We start from the raw sequence: 21,185 nt of genomic DNA, 5'->3' as shown, positions 1-21,185 counted from the left end.
TAGAAGCGGTCAAACGCTAACCGAAGTTGGGCCAGCTTATTGCAGGTCAGATGAAATACGATGGCGGTCGATCGACCATGGAGCGCTCGCCGCGGCGAGCGCGGGCTTTGATAACTGGCGTAAAACTTCGGCTTTCGAGCGCAGCAAACTCTTGCGCAGGGTCGCGGAGCGCATGCGCGAGAAAGCTGACGAACTCGCTGAATTGTTGGTCTTTGCATAGGCGTTGCAGTGGCTGCCACGTCGCTGCAACTGGCGCACTGGCGTCTATGCGCCGAATCCCGCCGCCCTCACATACGGCCGCGCGAGGTTGCGTGCCGGTGTTTCGGCTGGACGAAACCCGCTCGAGTCCCGGTCGGGGAAATGTACCGTAGTGTCGCGTGGCTCTATCTCGGGTCAATTGCGAGGCGTAGCGGGACGTCCAGGCAGATCAACGCACCGTACGTCTTTCCCGAATCTCTGACGACCATTTTGCCGGATATTGAGCTGCGGTACGTTAGCGAAACTTACCATCCTGTAGATGAAAACGAACTGTACTTAAGCGGGCCCCACGCGCAAAATTAATAACACGTAAGGATGCAGGGAGAGGGAAGGCTGGGCAACAGGCCGGCAAGCAGAGCTCGCTTTCAGTCCCACTTCCGGCTCTTTCTAGCTGTGAGCGATACCCCAACTGATGGCCGCACACCGACTTTAAAGCATATCTGCTGCATCGATTCTTTCCGAGCAATTCTTTATGAACGACGACGTGGACCTCTGCCATCACTTTGCTAGGTTTGTAGCCAATACTCGCTATGAGGATCTGTCCGAAGACGCTATCGAGGGCGCAAAAAAGACGATTCTCGATACCTTGGGCGTGACGTTGGCTGCCAGCGGCATGGAGCCGGCAGTGCGCGCGTTGGTCGAGTTGCTGCAGCAAAGCGGTGGAACCGAAGAGAGCACGGTCCTCGGTTTCGGCGGCAAGTTGCCGGCGATCTCAGCAGCTTTCGCTAACGGCTCCATGGCTCACTGCCTGGACTTTGACGACCAGACTCCGTGGGGCGCCCACGCGGCCAGTTCAATTGTCCCGTCCGTCTTTGCAATCGCCGAGCGCATGGGTGGGGTGTCGGGGCGCAGGCTCATCACGGCGGTAGCCATTGGCCAGGACCTCTTTGCGCGGCTGCGTTGCAATGTTGGCTGGAACCAGAACTGGAATCTGTCGTCGATGGTCGGCGCATTTTCCGCAACGGCATCTGCGGCCTACATCCTTGAACTATCCGCCGAGCAGACTGCTCACGCGCTCGGTATTGCGAGCCAGCAGTCGTGCGGAACGATGGAAGTCATCTTTGCCACGGGCAGTGACCTGCGGGGAATGTACGCCGGGTTCACTGCGAAAGGTGCCGTGATTGCAGCTCTGCTCGCGCAGAAGGGTATCACTGGCATCAACACGCTGTTCGAAGGAAAGGCCGGGATCTTCAATGTCTATTTTGGCGGAAAGTACGACCGCGAGAAGATGCTTGATGGTTTGGGCGAGCGGTTCCTGGGAGGCACGACGCTGTATAAGGCATGGCCGGCAGTCGGGAATTCTCATACCTATATCCACGCGACCATCGAGTTGATGAAGGAAAAGGGGATCGTGGCGAAGGACATCGAGACGATCCGAACCTTCGTTGGGGATTTCACGTACACCATGTGCACGCCGCTCGAAGTTCGCCGCGCGCCAAGCACGCTTGTCGACGCAAAGATGAGCTTGCCATTCATCGTTGGCATCGCCGCTAGCAAGGGAAAGATGGGCATCGCGGATTTCAGTGAAACGGCCCTGAAGGATCCCGACGTGCTGGCAATGGCGGCGAAGGTTGTGCCAATGCGAGACCCGGATCAGAACTGGACGTTCAAGCTGCCCGACGGTCGAATCGAGATCGTTACACGAGATGGCTGGGTGTTTGAACGGCTTGGGGACAAGGTTCCCGGTAGCTCCGAGGCGCCGCTTACCTGGGAACAGCTCTCCGAGAAGTTCGTCAGTTGCGCTTCCGTTGCGAAAGTTCCGCGGTCCAAGGCCGGCATCAGGAAGGCTCAGGAGTTGGTGCGGCAATTAGAGAATGTCGGTGATGCCACCGACGTACTTCGAGCACTTAGTTAGGAGATTGGGTGGACTGCCCCGCAGAACGACTGCTTGTGGGCAGATTACTAAAGCGAAGGTGACGTGAGATGTGATGCATCGCTGCGAAAAGCGCTCGTCGAGTGAGCTGATGTGATCGCTTCAATGCAAGTATCAGTCAACGAAATCGCAAGATATATTTCCCAAACCTATAGGATGGCGAACGACGTTCGCCTATGGATTGTTTTATATAGCGCCGGTGGGCGCATCTCGCAATAAAGCGCGGACAGATAGTGATCTAAGGAGAGTCAGATGCGAGTTTCAGAGGCTTCGTCGACGGATTTTGGCAGAATTGGCAGCAACATGCGAGAAGGTGTTCTCGAACAAAAATTTCTTCTGCAGGGCAAGCCCGGTTCTCCGAATAATTACCTCATAAACGTGGGTCGCACGGGTGCAGGCGGCTGGACGGCGCCGAGTCACCGCCACAATTTTGATCAGGTTCGCTACGTGATCAAAGGCAGCTTTCCCTACGGGGAAGGAAAGAGCATGCCCGAAGGTTGGGTCGGCTACTTCCCCGAGAGCGTGTACTACGGACCGCAAGACCGCCCCGAAGGGCTGGAGATGATGGTCTGCCAGTTTGGTGGTGCGGCCGGCTACGGCTTCGCAAGCGTGGAAGAGCGTGAGGCGGCAAACCAGGCACTGAAGAGCAAAGGTGAATTCAAGGATGGCATCTTCACCTGGTACGACGAGTCGGGCAAGAAACATAACCAGGACGGCTTCGAGGCTTGTTTCGAAGCAGTGATGGGGCGCAAGCTGGAATACGCCAAGCCTCGCTACGCTGATCTCATACTTATGAACCCGGCCAACTACGCCTGGATTCCCGAAGATACGCCGGGAGTTTTTTCAAAATGGCTCGGCTCGTTCACGGAACGCAACACACGGATCGGCTTCGTGAAGATTGAAGCCGGAGCGTCGTTCCCCGCCGGGATGCAGTCGTCGATTGAACTGCTTTTCCTGAGCAAGGGGAAGATCGACTTCGAAGGCAACGCTTACGGCCTTCACAGTGCATTCGAATTCGAGGCGAACGAAGGTCCGGTGCCGCTCAAAGCGGAGGAGGAGACCGAGTTCTTCCGTCTGGTGCTTCCGAAGTTCTGATGCCGATTTAGGGCGCGCGGCTGGGCCGCACGCTCAACAGAAACTCGTGTTGTCGCCAATATCCTCCCTTCTAACCAGAGTCGAAAGCTATGACTACGATTGCGGTGATTCATACTGGACCGGTCACGGTCCAGCCGATTAAAGAGCAAATCAGCGAGCAAATTCCTGATGCGCGTGTTATCAACATCATGGACGATAGCCTGCTCAACGATGTCCGCGCAGCTGGGCATCTCACGCCTGAAGTTGCGAGCAGGATCCATTCGTACATGGCCAATGCGCAAGCGATGCGCGTTGACATCATCCTGAACGCCTGTTCTTCCGTGGGTGAAGCTGTGGACTCGGTTCGCGACTTCGTCAGTACGCCGATCGTGAAGATCGATGAAGCGATGGCAGAAGAGGCAAGTTCGATCGGTCGTCGCGTGGGTGTCGTGGCAACTGTCTCGACGACGCTCGAACCCACTGTTCGGCTGATTAAACAAAAGGCGGTAGAGCTCGGCCGCACGGTGGAGGTCACCGAGCGGATTGCGGAGGGCGCCTTCGAGGCTTTGCTCAGCGGAAACGCCGCGCAACACGATGAGATCGTCAAGAGCACTATCTCGAACCTGGCAGAGCAGGTCGACGTAGTCGTTCTGGCTCAAGTTTCGATGGCGCGACTCGTTCCGTTATTGAAGGGCGTACGGGTTCCGGTGCTTGCCAGCCCACGCAGCGGAGTTGCAGCTCTGAAACGTGCGCTCGGTAAAGCGCGTTAATTGCGAGCACGGAAGATACTCGGAAGTAGTCGATTCGTATCTGGTTTAGAGCCAGTCCTACGTTTCAAATGGCTGGAGTTCTGATCGGACGCAGTTGGTGTTATCGGGCACACTGAAAGCCGACGGCGGATATCGAGCGTTTGATGCAGTTCTCCGCTCCATTAAGTGCGAACTGGTTTTGTAGTCGATTTTTTTTTGTGTCAGAGAATGAGGAGACGAAATGAAAGTAGCCCCGCGGGATTTGGTTCGCAACGTCGTTAAGGAAAAGCTGGCGCGCGATGAAGTAGCTCTTTCCATGACCGTTAGATTGGTCAGAACGGCCGAGATTGTCACCATCGCAAAGACGGCAGGGTTCGATACGTTTTACATCGACCTGGAGCACAGCTCCCTGTCGATCGAGACCGCCAGTCAAATTTGCATGGCGGCGATGAACGCGGGCATCGCACCGTTTGTTCGGTTGCCGAATCTCGCTTCGGACGTCATTGGCCGGATCCTGGACGGTGGCGCGCTCGGCGTGATTGCGCCGCATGTTGAGTCTGCTGAGCAAGCGAAGCATGTCGTCCGTGCGGCGAAATTCCCGCCGTTGGGCGAACGCTCGCATGGTGGTGTGCTGCCGCATATGGGTTTCCGTTCCTTCCCGACTTCCGAAGTCGGCGAAGCCGTGAATGCGGCGACCATGGTTGTCATCATGATCGAGACGAAGGAGGCGCTTGCCGCAGTCGACGAGATTGCCGCGATTGACGGCGTCGACCTTCTTTTCATCGGGACCAGTGATCTGTGCGCATCGCTGGGCATCCCAGGTCAGTTTGAGCACGAGATGGTCCGCGACGCGTACGCGAAAGGCATGGCTGCCTGCCGTAAGTATGGCAAGCATCTCGGTGTCGGCGGTCTCAATGCCCATCCGAAACTCGTCGCCGAGTTCGTTGAAATGGGTGCTCGATACGTCTCCACCGGCACGGACATTTCGTTCCTGGTGAGCGGAGCGAGCGCCAAGGCAGCGGTGATGCGCGACCTCTGAGCGCCGATCCTCACGGCCGCGAGACGGAAGGCCGGCGAGCGGTCGTGCTTGCAAGTGGTTCCGGCCGCGTCTCGTGCCCTTTAGATCGAGTCTGTCTACGAGCGCACGCATGCGTTTTCGTTGGTCGCGCAACCTGCAGCGCTGCCACATTTTGAGGATATTTCAAATGAAGAAAGTCGTAGTTTACAAGCCGCTGCCCGAGGAAACGATTGAGTACCTGCGCTCTCACGCAGAAGTCACGATCGTCGACCCGAAGCAGCCGGGCGTGCTGATTGAAGCGCTCAAAGACGCGGATGGGGCGATCGGAACCGGCGTAAAGATGAACGCCGAAACTCTCGATGGTGCCCCCCGTCTCAAGGTGCTCTCGACCGTATCGGTTGGCTTCGATGCCTTCGACGTCAATTATTTGAATGGACGTGGGATCCTGCTGACCAATACCCCGGATGTTCTCACCGAATCCACCGCCGATACGGCATTTTCGCTGGTTCTTCTTACGGCGCGGCGCCTTGCGGAACTCGCGGCCTATGTGAAGGCCGGCAAGTGGACGAAGAAGATCGGTGAGGACCTGTTTGGCGTGGACGTGCACCATAAGACGCTGGGCATTGTCGGACTCGGCCGTATCGGAACATCGGTGGCTCGACGCGCTTCTTTGGGCTTTCAGATGAACGTTCTGTACGTCGATCAAGGCGTCAACGAGCGCGCCGAGCGCGAGTATGGAGCGAAGAAGGTCGGCGTGGACGAACTCCTCGAATCGTCCGATTTCGTTCTGCTGCAAGCGCCGTTGACCAAAGAGACGCGAAACCTGATCAGCACGCCCCAACTGAAGGCGATGAAACGCAGCGCATTCCTCATCAATGCGTCGCGTGGACCGATCGTCGACGAACCGGCGCTCGTCGAGGCGCTGAAAGACGGCACGATCGCGGGCGCTGGACTTGATGTGTACGTGGACGAGCCACTGTCGGTTGATTCACCGCTGCTGAAGATGGACAACGTCGTGACGTTGCCTCACATTGGTTCAGCGACACACGAAACCCGGCATGCGATGAACAGAAATGCTGCGGAAAATCTTATCGGTGCGCTGAACGGCACCTTGAAAGCGAATATGGTGAACCCGGAAGTATTGAAGCGCTGACGCACCAAACGTGCGCCGGGTCAGGCAGGTATTTGCCCGTCCCGGCGAACATCGGCGCAGCAGCAAAAAGTTGCTGCCTCTAAGACGTCATCCGACCCCCGGAGGTCCGTCAGTCGGTCTACTTCGACAGGTTCTTTACGATGTCTATCATCTTGTCGAGGAGAGGGTCGTTCTGTCTGCTTAGCCACCCGAAGATGAACTGGGTCGAATAGTTGAGATTTGTCAGCGGGACAATCGTCAAATCCCTCGGATATGCGAAGTTCTTGCCCATGACTGCGAGTCCGATGCCCATGCCAACCGAGATGAGGTTGAGCTGGGACGCGATGGTGCTGACCTCTTGCACGATATTCGGCTCAAATCCCGCTGCCTGACAGAAGGAATAAAGCTGTCCGTAGCTGAGACTGCTGCTGGACTTGGGCACCACGACAAACCATTCGCCGGCCAGATCTTCCAGCGTGACTGATTTCCTGTGCGCCAATCGGTGATCGTTCGGAACAGCGACACCCAGATTGCCCGTTTGAATGCATATCGAATCCAGAACGATGCCTTCGCGCTCCATGTTGATTTCGGTGCGCCGCTTTCCTGGATGCGGACTTGGTCCCAGGTGCATGAAGCCGGCATCAATCTTTCCCTCAGCGAGAGCTTTCGGCTGTAGCGAGGTCGACATTTCAACGAGTGAAAGGCTGACTTCTGGGTAGGTCTCGCGGAACTGTTTGACCGCCGCCCGGAAGATTGAATGCATCAAAGTCAGAGAACCATAGCCGATTCGGAGTGTTCCGGTCATGCCGTGTCCGACGCGTTTGGTAAGGACTATCGCTTCGTTCAAATCGTCCATAACGCGTACGAGTTGAGGTAGCAGCGTGCGTCCAGCGGCCGTCAGCTTGACTGTATGCGAGACCCGTTCAAAAAGCAGTGTTCCGAGCTCTCCTTCGAGATCGGCGATGATCTGCGATATCGCCGGGCGCGTGATGTGCAGACGCACAGCCGCACGGCCGAAATGCTCTTCCTCCGCCGCAGCGATGAAGTAGCGAAGATGTCGAAGTTCCATCCTTCGGGTGTCTCCTCTCAACAGCTGCCGAACGCGTAAGCTGTCCGGCCTATAGCGTATTCCGACGCTAATTTGTCTATCATTGTATCGTCGGTTAGCGCCGCTTACCAATTCACCATAATAGCTGACTTGACCCAACGGCGGTGCGATTTCAAACTTGTATCATCGTCGCTACCGATGCTGGACACGAAACTGGATCCTTCAGGGAAACCGAAAATGTTTTCTGTTCGCGTCCCGGGCCGGCTTCGTTCAACGGACGGCAGCGTTGTAAGTATATTCACGAATTCTCGACCGGATAGGGCGGCGCCTATCAAGCGGTTGTAACTCGTAGCGCGGGAGACATCAGTGAGCCTTTCAGGAAGATCATTGCGCACCCTTGTTGATAAATGGATTGGAGCGACCGACGGCATACGCGTTACGCAGTTTAGCCATGGTCGCGGCGAGCAATGCAGGTTTGTGCGTGTCGAAGGTGCGTCGGCCGAGTCCCTCATAGCGCTCATCTTCTTTCGCCACGATGACGGCAGCTGGTGTGTCTTTCCACCCGAGCGCAGGCGGCCTGCGATGAATCTGGGCGTTTTGAGCGCGAATAGCGCGCTCAATCAATCGGAAGAGGCACAGTAGACCCCGTCGACGGTTGCGCAGCGGCGCGGGCGCACGGGGCGACTGAGCAGGTTTGATGGCGCGCATGAACCGTGACAGCCCTCGTCAGTACCCGTGAGAAAGACGTCGAACGCGCGATCCGCTCGGACCCGCGGCGGCAAACAGATTTTGTTTTCGGTCAAATAGAAGCGTTGAGCGAAATATGGACCGATTGAATTAACAGGAGACTGACATGCGATCGTACGAAAAGTGTTACATAAACGGAGAATGGGTTTCTCCTCTTAGTCGCAAGGATTGGACGTTGGTCAACCCGGCTACCGAGGAGCCGTTCGCGACCGTTGCGCTGTCAGGAGCCGACGACGTCGACCTGGCTGTAAAGGCTGCACGGGCTGCCTTCAAGTCTTTCAGCAAAACGTCGCGGGCAGAGCGCATCGATTTGCTGGAACGGATAATTGACCGCTTCGTTAGCCGTGAAAACGAGCTCGCAGAAGTCGTAACGCTCGAACTAGGCACACCTGTCTCGCAGAAGATTCATGTCCCCGCAGCGCTTGGATCCTTCAAGCAGGCGTTGGCCACCCTCAGGGAATACGAGTTCGAGTACCGCCTCGGACCCAACACTGTTCGTCGCGAGCCGATCGGTGTTTGCGGACTCATCACTGCGTGGAACTGGCCGCTTCAGCTTCTTGCAACCAAGCTCGCTTATGCACTGGCGGCCGGTTGCACGGTGGTCCTGAAGCCGAGCGAATTCACGCCCCTCAGTGCGATTCACCTCACAGAGGTGCTTCATGACGCGGGCGTGCCCAAGGGTGTCTTCAACCTGGTGCTGGGTGACGGTCCAATTGTGGGCAATGCGATCAGCAAGCATATGGACATCGATATGGTCTCGTTCACCGGTTCGACGAGAGCCGGTGTGTTGATCGCTGAGGCGGCAGCTCCGTCGGTCAAGCGCGTTGCTCAGGAGTTGGGCGGGAAGTCCGCGAACGTGATTCTTGATGACGCGGACCTCAAGGCCGCAGCGAAATGGAACGTGGCTCGCGCTTTTTCGAACAGCGGTCAATCTTGCCACGCGCCGACGCGGATCCTGGTACATGAGAGCCAGGTCGAAGAAGTGTTGGCATTGCTCGAGCAGGAAGCGAAGGCGGTCAAAGTGGGGAACCCGCTCGACGCGCAGGTGACCATGGGCCCCGTGGTCAACAAGCTGCAGTTCGACCGAGTGCAGGAATACATTGAGATCGGCATTGGAGAGGGTGCCACCGTCCGCGTTGGCGGCGTCGGTCGACCGCAAGGACTGGAGCGTGGCTACTTCGTCAAGCCGACCATCTTCTCTAACGTGACGCCGAACATGCGCATCGCACAGGAAGAGATTTTCGGTCCAGTGCTCGCCGTTATTCCGTATCGCACCGAGGAAGAAGCCATTGAAATTGCAAATGGAACGCCTTACGGCCTGGGCGCATATGTCTTCTCGTCGGACCGGGAACGAGGCGTATCTGTGGGTTCCCAGCTTCAGGCAGGCCGTGTCTTCCTGAACGGTGCTGTGAGCAACACCGAGGCGCCGATGGGCGGTTACAAGCGCTCGGGAAATGGGCGCGAGATGGGTGTCTTCGGCTTGGAGGAATACCTGGAGACGAAGGCGATGATTGGCTTTGATGAAGAGAAAGCGACTGCGGGGTGATTTGCGTTTCCAGCCGGCTAAGCTGCTTACCGTTGAGCGGGCCGGCTGTTCATCCAGGCTGTCGCCCTGTGCTGAAACACGCGGTATTTCGCCGCCCGTGGCTCCGTCGCACTGCTTGTGAGCGCGACCGGTCTAGCACCAACTTTGCCCAACGTGTTTGTGTTGCATGCGTTAGGTCCACTTCGGAAATTTCGTGCCGTCTCGGGGGCGACGCGCAAACCGCCCCTGAATCCGGCTGTTCATGCGGCTGGCTACGTGCGTTACAGGTACGGCTTGAGCCAGTCGAGCCCTTCGGACGTGGCCGCCTTCGGCCGATATTCGCAGCCGATCCAGCCGTCGTAACCGAGCGAATCAATCAGGTCGAACAGATACGGATAGTTCAGCTCGCCGATATCAGGCTCGTGCCGCTCCGGCACGCCTGCAATCTGAATGTGTCCGATGCCCGCGTTCGGGCGCTTCATGTCGCGCTTCAGCTTGACTGCGACATCGCCTTCAACAACCTGGCAGTGGTAGATATCAAACTGCACCTTCAGATTCGGCGCGCCGATTTCATCGCAGATGGTCTGGGCGTCGTCCTGACGGTTCAGGAAGAACCCGGGAATATCGCGGGTGTTGATTGGTTCTATCACGACGGTGATGCCCGCGCCTTGCGCTTTCTTGGCAGCGTATTCGAGGTTTCTCAGATAGACGGCGCGATGCGCGTCCCTTGATTGGTCGGGCGCGATGAGGCCGGCCATCACGTGCAACTTGTTGTTGCCCAGGATAGCGGCGTACTCGAGCGCCTTTTGCACGCTTTGCCTGAATTCTTCCTCGCGGCCTGGCAGAGAGGCGATGCCACGCTCGCCCGCTGCCCAATCGCCGGGCGGGGCGTTGAAAAGCGCTTGGACCAACCCGTTGTCGGTCAGTCGTTCTTTGATGTCTTTGGCTGCAAAGTCGTACGGAAACAGGAATTCGACCGCTTTGAAGCCGTCTTTTGCAGCGGCGGCAAAGCGGTCCAAGAACGGGTGTGCCGTGTACATCATCGTCAGATTGGCGGCAAAGCGTGGCATGACCATTTTCTCCTTTGAGGCGTTCTGCCGCGTGCTTACCAGCGCGCGCCGAATGTCTTGCGTAAGTCATCTATCGCCTCGTCCGGCAAAGGCTCGGGCCTCGGCATCGTCGAGAGATAGAGTTGCGCCGTCTCTTCGAGTTCTTCCAGCGCATAGCTCGCCTGCGATACCGTCTTTTCCCACACTACCGGTCCGAGCCGTTCCAGCAGCACGGCGCGCACCTTCGACGCCAGTGCCGCCACTTCCTCCGCGACGGCGGGATCGCCCGGTCGGCGATAGCGGATCAGCGGCACATGGCCGACCTTCATCACGTAGTACGGCGTGATAGGCGGCAGCACGTCGCTGCTCTTCCACGCGCCAGCAAGCGTCAGCGCGACGAGATGCGTCGAATGGGTATGCACGACGCCGTGCGCATCCGGGTCGTTCTCGTAGATGCGCCGGTGCAGCGCAAGCGTCTTTGACGGGCGTCCGCCCGACACGTGGTTGCCCGGCAGGTCGACCTTCGCTATGTCATTCGGGTCGAGACGGCCCAGGCACGCGTCGGTCGGCGTGATGAGCCAGCCGTCGTTGAGCCGCGCGCTGATGTTGCCCGCGCTGCCGACCGTATACCGGCGCTCGTAAAGGTTCTTGCCACTGACACAAATCTCCTCGCGGATTCGGCTTTCGTGCGACGCCATTACTTCCCCCCGTTAAGCGCCTTCAGCGCCTTGGCGAAGAAATCGACCGTTCCGAAATTGCCGGACTTCAGCGCCAGTCCAAGCGGAAATCCGTCCTCGGCGCCGATAGATTGCGTCGCCGGTACGCCGGGGTCTATCTGCGGCCCGATGCGCAGCGAGCGCACATTGAGCGCCTGCACGACGGCGCCTGACGTCTCGCCGCCAGCGACGACGAATTTGCGCACGCCGACATCGCGCAGGTTGCGTGCGATAGAGGCGAGTGCGTCCTCCACGAGGTGTCCCGCTTTCTCAGCGCCCAGTTCCTTCTGCACTGCCTTCACCTCGTCGGGCGACGACGTGGCGTAAATCAGCACGGTTCGATCGTGGCTGCGCGCGAATTCAACGGCGTTCTCGACGACCGGTTCGTCGCGAGACAACGCAATCGGGTCGATGCGGAAGCTCGGCCTTGAGGCGCGCCACTCTGCCACCTGTGCGTTGGTGGCCTTGGACGCGCTGCCCGCAAGCACGACCGCCTTGCCCTCGATTTTCGGCAGGTCGTCGGCGTGTCCCGCGTACACGAGCAGATCCGCCGAGTGGAAGTTCTGCGGCAGACCGAGCGCGATGCCCGAGCCGCCTGTGACCAGCGTGAGATCGCGGCACGCTTTACCCAGCGTGTACAGATCGGCGTCGGACATGGCGTCGGCGATGGCAAGCCGTACGCCACCTTCCTTCAATTCCTCGATGCGTGCGCGGATTGCATCGGCGCCCTTGGCGATGGTGTCGTAGCGGATCAAGCCGACCTTCGATTTCGTCTGACGCTGCAGCACGCTCACGAGGTTGGGATCGGTCATTGGCGTGAGCGGATGGTTCTCCATGCCCGATTTGTTCAGCAGCACGTCGCCGACGAACAGGTTGCCGCGAAAGATCGTACGGCCGTTCTCGGGAAACGCAGGGCAGGCGATTGCGAAATCGTCCTCGCGTCTGGAAGATAAGGCGTCGAGCAGCGCATCCGCGACCGGGCCGATGTTGCCTTTGTCCGTGGAATCGAACGTCGAGCAATACTTGAAGAAGAACTGGCGGCAGCCCTGCGCACGTAGCCATTCAAGCGCCTTCAGCGACTGGCGCACAGCGTCATCGGCGGGAATCGTGCGTGACTTCAGCGCGACGACGAGCGCATCGGCGTCGATGGACGTGCCCGCAGCGGGCACGCCGATGGTCTGAACCGTGCGCATGCCGCCGCGCACGAGCATGTTGGCGAGATCGGTCGCGCCGGTGAAATCGTCTGCAATGCAGCCGAGGAGTGCCTGCGCCATTACTTCGCTCCCTTCGGGACCTTATTCCCGGAAAAATTTATAGACCGCACAGCTGCGCCGGCCGCCGTGGCCAGCGGCGAGCTTCCATCACGAATAGCTGATGCGCCGCTACTGACAGCAGCAATCGTTTCGTGACCGCGAGCTAGCTGAAGCATGCGCCCTGCGTTTCGCTCGAGCGCGTACGTCCGATTCGCACAGCACGCGGGAAGGCTCGCACGCCGGCTTTGACGGCGTGAGAGTTCGAGATAGGGTTCGCAGGCAGCTTTGGCACGATCCGTCTCGTTTGCCACGCGATGTTCTCGTTCGGATAACAAATTCAGAGGTGTAGTGCTACCGGACGGTTGCGGCGGCGTCTTAAAGTGTCTCGTTGGCACAGGAGCCGGTGGCACAATCTGTGTGACCGCGCCAGGTTCGGAGCGTGCGCGCAGCCGGTTTTCTCTACTAGGTTGCCGATGTCGACTGCATCATTAACCCGCACCCGGTGCCGGCAAACCCGAATCAATCTCCCAGATCTCGGCCAGTCTATCGACAGTGACCGACTCGCCAAGCCGGTTCGAAGCAGCATCCAGGGTGGAGCGCGCCATTGTTGCGATGAGCATCGGTGCTCCATAACGCATAGCTACCACCGATGCCTTCGTCAGGTCGTTTGCCCAGCTGCCCAGGGTGACATTGGCCGTTCGCTCGTTCGCTGCGAGAGCCGGAAGAACCCGTGCGGACGCGCTGTTGTAACCGGAACTCTTGTTCAATACAATCGCCATGTCAGCAATCGTGAGCCCGTTCCTGGCACCCATCGCAGCGCATTCATAGGTAATGAGACGGTTACATGCAGCAATTGCCGCAACGACCAGGCGCATGGCGTGACCGCTACCTGCGTCGCCGCAGGGGATGACTTTCGGGCAGACCGCTTCAAGAATGCTTCGCACCGAGTCGAGGACGGTTGCCGACCCTCCGAAGAAGATGGCCGATGCCTCCGAAACTGCTGCGGTGTCTTCCGTGTGTAGAGGCGCATCGACGAGAGTGATTCCGACTTCACTCAACTGCTTGGCAAGCGACCTGGTATCGTCCGGATCGCCTTGGCCCATGTCGATAAGGATTCGTTTGTCTGCGGTCCCTGCCTCGAGCCAATCCGGCCTTCGAAGCATCGCCTCTCGCACCTCATCGGAGCCTGAACACAGGACGATGATGTCCGCGCCTTTAGCCAGACTGGTAGCGTTATTTACCTGTTCTGCGCCATCGCAATGCAGAGAGCCGTTGTCGGTGTCGAGAATGCGAACAGAGTGCGATTTCGCCAATTGGCGAGCTACAAACGAGGCGGTCTCACCGCTTCCTGCCAGTCCAATCGTAGTCATTTTGCCTCCCGGAACTCTGCGTTTGTCGCCGCATCGACAAACTTTGTGTCGGCCATCGACTCGATGACGCCAATCATTTGCTCGAGTTGCGCGTCCTTACCTAGCGAATTCAATCCGATCTGCAGGATCGACCGCGCCACGCCCCCGATCGGCATCGGGACCCGCTGCTCTGCGGCCAATCCGATTGCTTGATGGATGTCTTTGACCTGGAGCGCGAGCCAGAACTTAGTGGACTGGCGACCTTGGGCGATAGCGGGCAACATGCCTTGGGAGGTGTAATTTCGTGCCGTCGTGGCGTTAATCGCCTCCGTCATAACTTCGAGGGGAAGACCGAATTTCCGTCCCATCGCGACAACTTCAAGTGTTGCAAGACGGCAGCTGACATTCATCATGTTGTTCACGGTCTTCATCGTCTGACCGTTACCGACCCGTTCTCCGCAATGGAAGACGTTCGGACTGATCGACTGCAAGACCGGCAACGCCCTCTGAAAAGCTTCCTGGGGACCGGATGCAATGATTGAGATGGTCCCGGCAATTGCCGTGGCCATCGCCCCGGAGACAGGAGCATCAAACAGTGGAACGCCCATCTCTTCAAGCCGTCGGGCGAACCCCCTCGTCTCCGCTGGAACGCCGCTAGTTTGGTCGACGACGATCTTGCCGGAAGAAAGCCCCTGCGCCACACCGTTCGGGCCGAAGAGTACCGCTTCAACGTCCGAGCTTCTGGGCAGACAAAGCAACACCACGTCGCTGTTACGCGCGAGTTCCGCAGGTGTCACCGCCGCTGTCGCGCCGAGTTCGACGAAGGCATCCACAGCCTTTTCATTCAGGTCGAACACGCTCAATGGAAACTTGCCGATCAGATGACGGGCAAGCGCGCCACCCATGGCGCCCAACCCGATATACCCGACTCGCATGTATCTGCTCCTTGCTACTACTGCCGATGCTGTCCTCGGCGGACTGTCGCACCAAAAAGCGACGTTACGCTATCGTGCGCTTTGCAGCGGTGTACGTCGAGTCGCATTTTCTCCGCATACCGGTAAGCCGCACTTACCAGGGCAGCGTGCAGGGCCCTTTGTCGAGATTGGCGCCGCCTTCTAAAGGCGTCCGAGTCGCGTGAGCGCAGCGGCAGGAGTCTGGCGCCCGTTGCAACTTGTCGCTGTTCCGGGCGTGACGGGAGGCATAGTTGCCATATAACGCGTCGGACAGGTGCCATACAGGGGGCAGAAAAAAGCCCGCAGAACTGCGGGCCAACCTGGAGACGGAACGGTTCATCGATGATGGTCGGCTCTCAGACGTTAGCCTTCTAACGCTGGAGAAATGGATTGACTGGCGGCTTCTCGGACGTCGAAAGAAAGACACTTTTCGTTTCGAGAAACTCGTGAACGGCTTCTACCCCGTTCTCACGGCCGAGGCCCGACATTTTCATCCCGCCGAACGGCATCATGAAGCTGTATGCCCGATATGTATTGACCCAGACGGTTCCGGCTTTGAGCGCCTTCGTCATGCGCATGGCTCGACCGATGCTCCCGGTCCAGACGCCAGCGACCAGACCGTATATGACGCCATTGCCCAATTCGACAGCGTGTTGCTCGTCGTCAAAGCCGATGATAGAGAGCACGGGACCAAAGACTTCCTCTTGCGCGATGCGCATGGCATTAGTCACATCAGTGAAGATAGTGGGCTCAACAAATTGGCCGCCCGTTAGTCCGGGGCCAACAGCCTGCTTGCCGCCGAGGATACAACGAGCGCCGTCGGCTCTTGCGATTTCAATGTAGTCCAGCACTTTGGCGTATTGTGAGGGCGTAGTGATTGGGCCCACGTTCGTCGTCGGCTGCATCGGGTCGCCAAGCCGCACGTCTCGCGCAAGGGCGACCAGTCGCTCAGTGAAGTTCTCCTTGATTGAGTTCTGCACGAGAAGCCGGGAGCCGGCAATGCACATCTGGCCCGCGGCCCCAAAAATTCCTGATACGACGCCGACCGCTGCAGAGTCAAGATCCGCATCCTCGAAAACGATATTCGGCGACTTGCCTCCCAATTCCATCGCGACGCGCTTCATCCCCCGCGCTGCAGTTTCATAAATTCGTGCGCCGGTAACGTCTGACCCGGTGAAGGTGATTTTGGCGACGTCCTTGTGCTCGACCAGCGCAGCACCGACTTCGTTGCCATAGCCCGTGACGACATTCAAAACCCCGTCGGGGAGTCCCGCTTCCCTGGTCAGAGCCGCAAATTCGAGCGAGCTTGCTGACGCGAACTCCGAAGGCTTGACAACGACCGCGCAGCCGGCTACCAGCGCGGGAGCGCACTTCAGAGACAGGAATTGAAGTGGGGAATTCCACGCTGTCAGCGCTGCTACCACGCCCACCGGCTCATGCGTGGTGAAAGCGAAGACGTCCGCTTTTTCCACCGGCATGACCGCGCCTTCAATCTTGTCGGCCAGTCCGCCGTAGTAGTACCAGTACTCAGGGATCGTCTTGAGTTGACCCTCCATTTCCGTGAGGACTTTGCCGTTGTCCCGGGTCTCTATCTCGGCCAGGTTGCTGGCATTCTGAACGACGAGGTCGCCGATGCGCCGCATCACCTTGCCGCGCTCGGTGGCAGTCATCTTGCCCCACGGACCATCGTCCATTGCGCGCTTGGCAGCCTCGACTGCGCGTGCCGAATCTTCGGCGGTACTGCGGGGAATTCGTGCCCACGACTCGCCGGTGTACGGATTGACGGTGTCGATCCACTCGCCTTTCGCGGGGTCTTCGGGTTTCCCGTCGATCCAGAGTTGATACTTCTTCATCCGTCTATCTCCATGGGTCAGCTTTCGCATCAGACGCCGCCCCACCTGGTCACAGCGTGGACGGAACTCATGGAGTTCGGTGGGTACGCGGCGAACTGGTCTTGCTGGACGTCGGATGTACGAGTTTGGCGATGCACGTATGAACGTGCTTTGTGGGGAACGCGTCGCTATTGGGATTTTCTACAGGACTTGCACCAGAGTCGAGTCGGATTTGCTTCTCGAAAGGAAAGTTCGGCTAACCGATATCGGGACGCTGCGGAAGGAACAAAGTATCAGTACCGCGCGGCTCGCTGCCCCAATGCCGCGAGGCGACGTTGAGGCATTCCTGCTGCAATCTACTGCGCTTTTCTCACCCGCGAGGCGGAAGCCGTCTGCCGCTACATATCACCATAGCGGAGAGAACGAGACGAGCGGCGCAGCCGATAAATCCCGTCCCGATCGAGTAGCGGCCGGGCAGCGTACTGACTCGCTCAGCTCCCACCATTGGATAGCTGAATCGACGCAACCATCAAGCTGCCGTTGCCCTCCGGCTTGTCCGATACACCGGTCGAAAGCCAGGTTGCCCGCCATTAGCACGGGAGCGCATCGTTGTTTCACCCGTGGGACAGGAATGACGTCCGGGTTCTCTCCCGATACTTCCGAGCAATGGAAGCCTACGCCGGCACTTTGAGTGAAGCCATGTCAATCACGAAGCGATAGCGCACATCGGCTCGCTCCATCCGTTCCCACGCTTCGTTAATCTGGTCCATGCGAATCATCTCGCAGTCCGGGAGGATGTTCTTGCGCCCGCAGAAGTCGAGCATCTCCTGAGTTTCCGGGATGCCCCCAATTGGCGAGCCAGCGATGCGTCGACGACCGACAATGAGCGGAACCGTGGTCGGTTCGGCAAGCGGGCCCACCTGACCGACCAGAACGATAGTGCCGTCTACGTCGAGCAGCGGCAGGTACGGATTCAGGTCATGACGAACCGGAATTGTGTCAATGATAAGGTCGAAACTGGATGCGGCTTTTTCCATTGCTGCGTTGTCGGTGGAGAGCAGAAGCGCGTCGGCTCCAAGTTTCCTGGCATCGGCGGCCTTGTCAGGTGTGCGGCTCACGACCGCCACGGTCGCACCGAGAGCCGACGCGAGCTTGACCGCCATATGTCCGAGGCCGCCCAGACCGATGACGCCGACCCGGCTGCCGGGACCGACCGTCCATGTGCGCAAGGGGGAGTACGTTGTGATGCCCGCGCAGAGCAGTGGGGCGACGCGGGATAGATCAAGGCTATCAGGCACGCGAAGCACGAAGTCCTCGCGGACCACGACATGTTTCGAATAGCCTCCCTTCGTCGGCTCATTCGTAACGCGATCGAATCCGCAGTACGTTTGCGTATTTCCTTCACGACACAGCTGCTCCAATCCCTTGCGGCATTGGTCACAAGTCATGCAGCTATCCACCATACAGCCGATCGCGACGTGGTCACCAACCTTGTAGCGCTTGGCCTGCGGTGCCACATCAATGACGCGGCCTACAATCTCGTGACCCGGCACCAGCGGATAGTTGGACCAGCCCCAGTCGTTACGAGCCTGATGCAGGTCGGAGTGACAGACTCCACAGTAGAGGATCTCAATAGCAACATCGTTGAAGCGCAGTTCGCGTCGTTCGAAGTCGTAGGGTTCGAGAGGCGATTTCGGGGTTTGAACAGCGTAGCCTCGGGTCTTCATCGTGAATCCTCTTGAGAAGAATGAGAGAAAGTAGAATCGTGCAGCAATTGGCCTGCGTGCGGATATGGGCGTCTAGCACTTCGAGGACCTGGCGTCGTTCGCGGACGTCGGCTCAACTGTTCGAGTGCCGGAATAGCAGTTTGGATGAAAAGATCAGAGAAATTAAGCGGCGCCTGGCGCATAGTCCTATGACCTGTGCTCACGAGTCCCATGCAACCCACGAGATAGCGCTGAACAGCAAGCCGCTCTCTCTTGGCGCGCAGGCCTCTCGGGCCCCCAGTGATGGGAACTCGAGACAAAGAGCGCAGCGTAGCGGATTGACGCATCAGCGCGTTTTGTCCCGTGGCGAAGCAGGTGGCCACGCACGTCAAGTGAGGCATCGTTCACGCAGGACGCCGATGGCGTGCGCGGTGGTTTGACGCTTACAGGCCCGCTGTCTGTCCGCCATCGATCACGACAGCGTGGCCGATTGCAAATCCGGCTACGTCGGAGCACAGCCAGAGGACCGTGTTGGCGATCTCCTCCGGCCGGCCGAGGCGACCGATCGGCTCTTGCGCGATCATCCGCTTGCGGTTTTCCTCAGTACCTTGGGTGAAACGACCAATCATCGACGTATCGATGATGCCAGGACACACAGCATTGATGCGGACGCCGTCCTTCCCATACTCAAGAGCGGCGGACTTCGTCAGGCCGATAACGCCATGCTTGGCGGCACAGTAGGCACCCTGACCACGGATGCCAACAACGCCCGCGCCAGAGGAGGTGTTCACGATTGAACCACCGCCGTTCTTGAGCATAATCGGAATCTGATACTTCATGCAGTAAAAGACGCCGCCGAGATTGACGCGCAGATTGCGCTCGAACACCTCGTCACTAATGTCGGCTGTATAGGCGAGCGGTTGCTCGATGCCCGCGTTGTTGAAAGCGAAGTCGAGTCGACCGAACTTATCGATGGTCGCGGCAAGAGCCGCCTGAACATCTTCCGGCTTCGAGACGTCGCATCTCACAGGAAGTGCGCGCACGCCTTGCTGCTCGATCATCCGTGCAGTCGCGTTGGCACCTTCTTCCGACAGGTCCACCACGACGACATCCGCGCCCTCCTGCGCAAAAGCTAATGCCGTTGCTTGCCCGATCCCGTTTGCTGCACCGGTAACGAAAGCCACTTTGCCTTCATAGTTCCACTTGCGATGAGTCGTCATTGATTCCTATCTCCATTAAGTTGCGCGCCTGGAAAGGCAGGCAATGTTCTCCAGAACTTGTGCTAAACGAGCTGTCGCATTACGCCGACAGGTTCGGCCGAGAGGCACTGAGACCGGTGCTCAATGCGAACTCGGAAACGTTGCGGTCATTCACGGCGCTGGTTGAGGCGCTGAGCGAATCGCTATATTTTCCAAACTTTCGGCCCGAGCGCTGTACTCTAGTCGGCTAATTCGGCCTTGTAGATAGCACTGCGTGGCTGTCGCGCTTGCAGTTGTTCATCTGTTCCAAGGTACACGCAGCAAAACAGCATGTTTCCGTTACTCCCGCCGATTGCGCACGAAACGGCATTCCCTTCGAATTTAATGCGGTCTGTGATCTCGCCGCCCTCGAGTACACGGATGAACTCACCCGTGTTATAGCAACCTGCCCAGATGGCTCCGTGCTTGTCCACGCAGATTCCATCAGGCTGCCTGCCGTCCAGATCGGCGAAAAGGCGGCGATTAGATAACTCGCCATTTACGGACCTGTCATAGGCGGTGAGCTTCCCGCGCCATGTCTCAGCTACGACCAGCGTGCGTCCGTCATCCTTGATTACTGTTCCGTTGGGGAATTCAAGTCCGGCGGCGGCCACCCGAATAGAACCGTCGGGCTCAACGACGTGCATCTCGGTCACTTCTATCGGCGCTCCGCCGAAGAGGTCATACCCGAAGTTGCCTACATAAACTCGACCCACGTCATCTACGACGAGGTCGTTGAGGTCGCCAGCTGCCACATCAGTCAGGTCTGCGTAGACAGATAAGGCGCCCTCGGACACCTTCATCAGTTTTTTCTCGGCGCAGGACACGACAATGGGAGTTTTGTCCGGCAGAAAGCCGATTCCGGCTGGCCGGCCTGGCACGTTGCAGACCACGCTACGGATGCCGTCTTCAGAAACGGTATAGAGCGTGAAATCAAAGACGTCCGAGACCCAAAGGCGATTGTCGTGCCACCGAGGCGCCTCCAAGAAAACGAAGCCGTCAGCGACGAGCGTCGCCTGATGCTCTTTCATGAATATTCTCTTGTAATGGAAATGACGCTGTGAAGTGTCTCCTTCCCAATTAGCTTATTGCTTGGACCGTCGTTAGGTCTAGTTCGTTTTGGTTGCCGCGACGGTAAGCTAGGCTGACAACGAGGGGCTTCGAGGGAAGAATCCGGAGTTCTGCCGATGGAGGCCAAAAAAACTTGTCTAGGTAGCTAACGAGATGGCTTTGACCGCATCAAGACCAGCAATCAATAGGTCAGAACAGGGAAGGCCGCAACCGCTTTCGTAATACGCTGACCTGTCGACCGGTTGCGTATGTGCCTTCGCCGCGCTCGATAGCCCGCGCGACGCTACTTTCCCTTCTTTAGAACGTGAATCCTGTTGCTCTCGACCCAACCGTCAGTCTTCTCGAGGTAGGCGGCGACGTGCGGGGAGTTGCAGTGCGCATTAAAGGTTTCCTCGTTCTCCCACCGCTCGATGAAGACGAAGCAACGGGGTTCCTGCATATCGAAAAACATGTCGTATTGAAGCATTCCCTTCTCTTTGTGAGTGGGTGCAAGCAAGCCGTGAAGTGCCTCTGCCAGTTTCTCCTCACACCCGGGCTTTGCAACGGAGATGGCAATTGCGGATACCTCGGCCATACTGTTCTCCTGTCGATATG

At 58.3% G+C, this 21,185-nt stretch carries 19 protein-coding genes; 7 read left to right on the top strand and 12 right to left on the bottom strand.

Annotated features, from left to right (window positions below; genetic code table 11):
• The first annotated feature begins 55 nt into the window (after positions 1–55).
• The 6 genes from OKW35_RS47795 (at position 56) to OKW35_RS47770 (ending at position 6,125) form a co-directional block, all read left to right on the top strand.
• Entirely contained in the window at positions 56–220 is a 165-nt protein-coding gene (locus OKW35_RS47795; protein WP_167368868.1) for an aldehyde dehydrogenase family protein, read from the top strand.
• A 510-nt stretch (positions 221–730) separates the two neighbouring features.
• Entirely contained in the window at positions 731–2,113 is a 1,383-nt protein-coding gene (locus tag OKW35_RS47790; protein WP_429555755.1) for an MmgE/PrpD family protein, read from the top strand.
• Between the two features lie 270 nt (positions 2,114–2,383).
• Positions 2,384–3,226 carry a hypothetical protein gene (locus tag OKW35_RS47785; RefSeq protein WP_429555754.1) on the top strand — a complete coding sequence of 281 codons (843 nt, stop codon included), beginning with the start codon at positions 2,384–2,386 and terminating at the stop codon, positions 3,224–3,226.
• An 89-nt stretch (positions 3,227–3,315) separates the two neighbouring features.
• Complete coding sequence (locus OKW35_RS47780) at positions 3,316–3,975, top strand: aspartate/glutamate racemase family protein (RefSeq protein WP_429555753.1); 660 nt, start codon at positions 3,316–3,318, stop codon at positions 3,973–3,975.
• Positions 3,976–4,195: 220 nt separating this feature from the next.
• Entirely contained in the window at positions 4,196–4,993 is a 798-nt protein-coding gene (locus OKW35_RS47775) for an HpcH/HpaI aldolase family protein (protein ID WP_429555752.1), read from the top strand.
• A 166-nt stretch (positions 4,994–5,159) separates the two neighbouring features.
• Complete coding sequence (locus tag OKW35_RS47770; RefSeq protein ID WP_429555751.1) at positions 5,160–6,125, top strand: 2-hydroxyacid dehydrogenase; 966 nt, start codon at positions 5,160–5,162, stop codon at positions 6,123–6,125.
• A gap of 118 nt (positions 6,126–6,243) precedes the next feature.
• On the opposite strand, the gene OKW35_RS47765 is transcribed toward OKW35_RS47770, so the two are convergent.
• Together OKW35_RS47765 and OKW35_RS47760 are read right to left on the bottom strand one after the other, a co-directional pair.
• A complete protein-coding gene (locus tag OKW35_RS47765) occupies positions 6,244–7,173 on the bottom strand; it encodes a LysR substrate-binding domain-containing protein (protein WP_429555750.1) in 930 nt (309 codons plus the stop codon).
• Between the two features lie 363 nt (positions 7,174–7,536).
• Positions 7,537–7,860 carry a hypothetical protein gene (locus OKW35_RS47760; RefSeq protein WP_429555749.1) on the bottom strand — a complete coding sequence of 108 codons (324 nt, stop codon included), beginning with the start codon at positions 7,858–7,860 and terminating at the stop codon, positions 7,537–7,539.
• Positions 7,861–8,005: 145 nt separating this feature from the next.
• Here OKW35_RS47760 and OKW35_RS47755 point away from each other — a divergent pair, with 145 nt between their 5' ends.
• Positions 8,006–9,445 carry an aldehyde dehydrogenase family protein gene (locus OKW35_RS47755; RefSeq protein ID WP_429555748.1) on the top strand — a complete coding sequence of 480 codons (1,440 nt, stop codon included), beginning with the start codon at positions 8,006–8,008 and terminating at the stop codon, positions 9,443–9,445.
• Positions 9,446–9,705: 260 nt separating this feature from the next.
• Here OKW35_RS47755 and otnI read toward each other — a convergent pair whose 3' ends face one another.
• From otnI to OKW35_RS47705, 10 genes are all read right to left on the bottom strand, one after another.
• Positions 9,706–10,494, bottom strand: a complete 789-nt coding sequence (gene otnI, locus OKW35_RS47750; RefSeq protein WP_429470933.1) for a 2-oxo-tetronate isomerase — start codon at positions 10,492–10,494, stop codon at positions 9,706–9,708.
• A 35-nt stretch (positions 10,495–10,529) separates the two neighbouring features.
• A complete protein-coding gene (locus tag OKW35_RS47745; RefSeq protein WP_429555747.1) occupies positions 10,530–11,171 on the bottom strand; it encodes an aldolase in 642 nt (213 codons plus the stop codon).
• On the bottom strand, positions 11,171–12,463 hold the full coding sequence (gene otnK / locus OKW35_RS47740) for a 3-oxo-tetronate kinase (RefSeq protein WP_429555746.1): 1,293 nt from the start codon (positions 12,461–12,463) through the stop codon (positions 11,171–11,173). Before otnK ends, OKW35_RS47745 begins: the two co-directional genes overlap by 1 nt.
• A 467-nt stretch (positions 12,464–12,930) precedes the next feature.
• Entirely contained in the window at positions 12,931–13,812 is an 882-nt protein-coding gene (locus OKW35_RS47735) for an NAD(P)-binding domain-containing protein (protein ID WP_429555745.1), read from the bottom strand.
• Positions 13,809–14,726: an NAD(P)-dependent oxidoreductase gene (locus OKW35_RS47730; RefSeq protein WP_429555744.1), complete on the bottom strand. Its 918-nt coding sequence runs from the start codon at positions 14,724–14,726 to the stop codon at positions 13,809–13,811. The genes OKW35_RS47735 and OKW35_RS47730 overlap by 4 nt, the downstream gene beginning before the upstream one ends.
• 389 nt (positions 14,727–15,115) lie before the next feature.
• Entirely contained in the window at positions 15,116–16,597 is a 1,482-nt protein-coding gene (locus OKW35_RS47725; RefSeq protein ID WP_429555743.1) for an aldehyde dehydrogenase, read from the bottom strand.
• Positions 16,598–17,250: 653 nt separating this feature from the next.
• Entirely contained in the window at positions 17,251–18,303 is a 1,053-nt protein-coding gene (locus tag OKW35_RS47720; RefSeq protein WP_429555742.1) for an NAD(P)-dependent alcohol dehydrogenase, read from the bottom strand.
• A 422-nt stretch (positions 18,304–18,725) separates the two neighbouring features.
• Positions 18,726–19,502, bottom strand: coding sequence for a glucose 1-dehydrogenase (locus OKW35_RS47715; RefSeq protein WP_429555741.1), 777 nt, complete (start codon positions 19,500–19,502; stop codon positions 18,726–18,728).
• Positions 19,503–19,720: 218 nt separating this feature from the next.
• Positions 19,721–20,551: an SMP-30/gluconolactonase/LRE family protein gene (locus OKW35_RS47710; protein WP_429555740.1), complete on the bottom strand. Its 831-nt coding sequence runs from the start codon at positions 20,549–20,551 to the stop codon at positions 19,721–19,723.
• 323 nt (positions 20,552–20,874) lie between these two features.
• Positions 20,875–21,165 carry a putative quinol monooxygenase gene (locus OKW35_RS47705; RefSeq protein WP_429555739.1) on the bottom strand — a complete coding sequence of 97 codons (291 nt, stop codon included), beginning with the start codon at positions 21,163–21,165 and terminating at the stop codon, positions 20,875–20,877.
• Positions 21,166–21,185 lie beyond the last annotated feature (20 nt).

Source organism: Paraburkholderia sp. MM5477-R1, assembly GCF_050436385.1.
Lineage (GTDB): Bacteria > Pseudomonadota > Gammaproteobacteria > Burkholderiales > Burkholderiaceae > Paraburkholderia > Paraburkholderia tuberum.
This window is presented reverse-complemented; position numbering and strand designations above follow the sequence as displayed.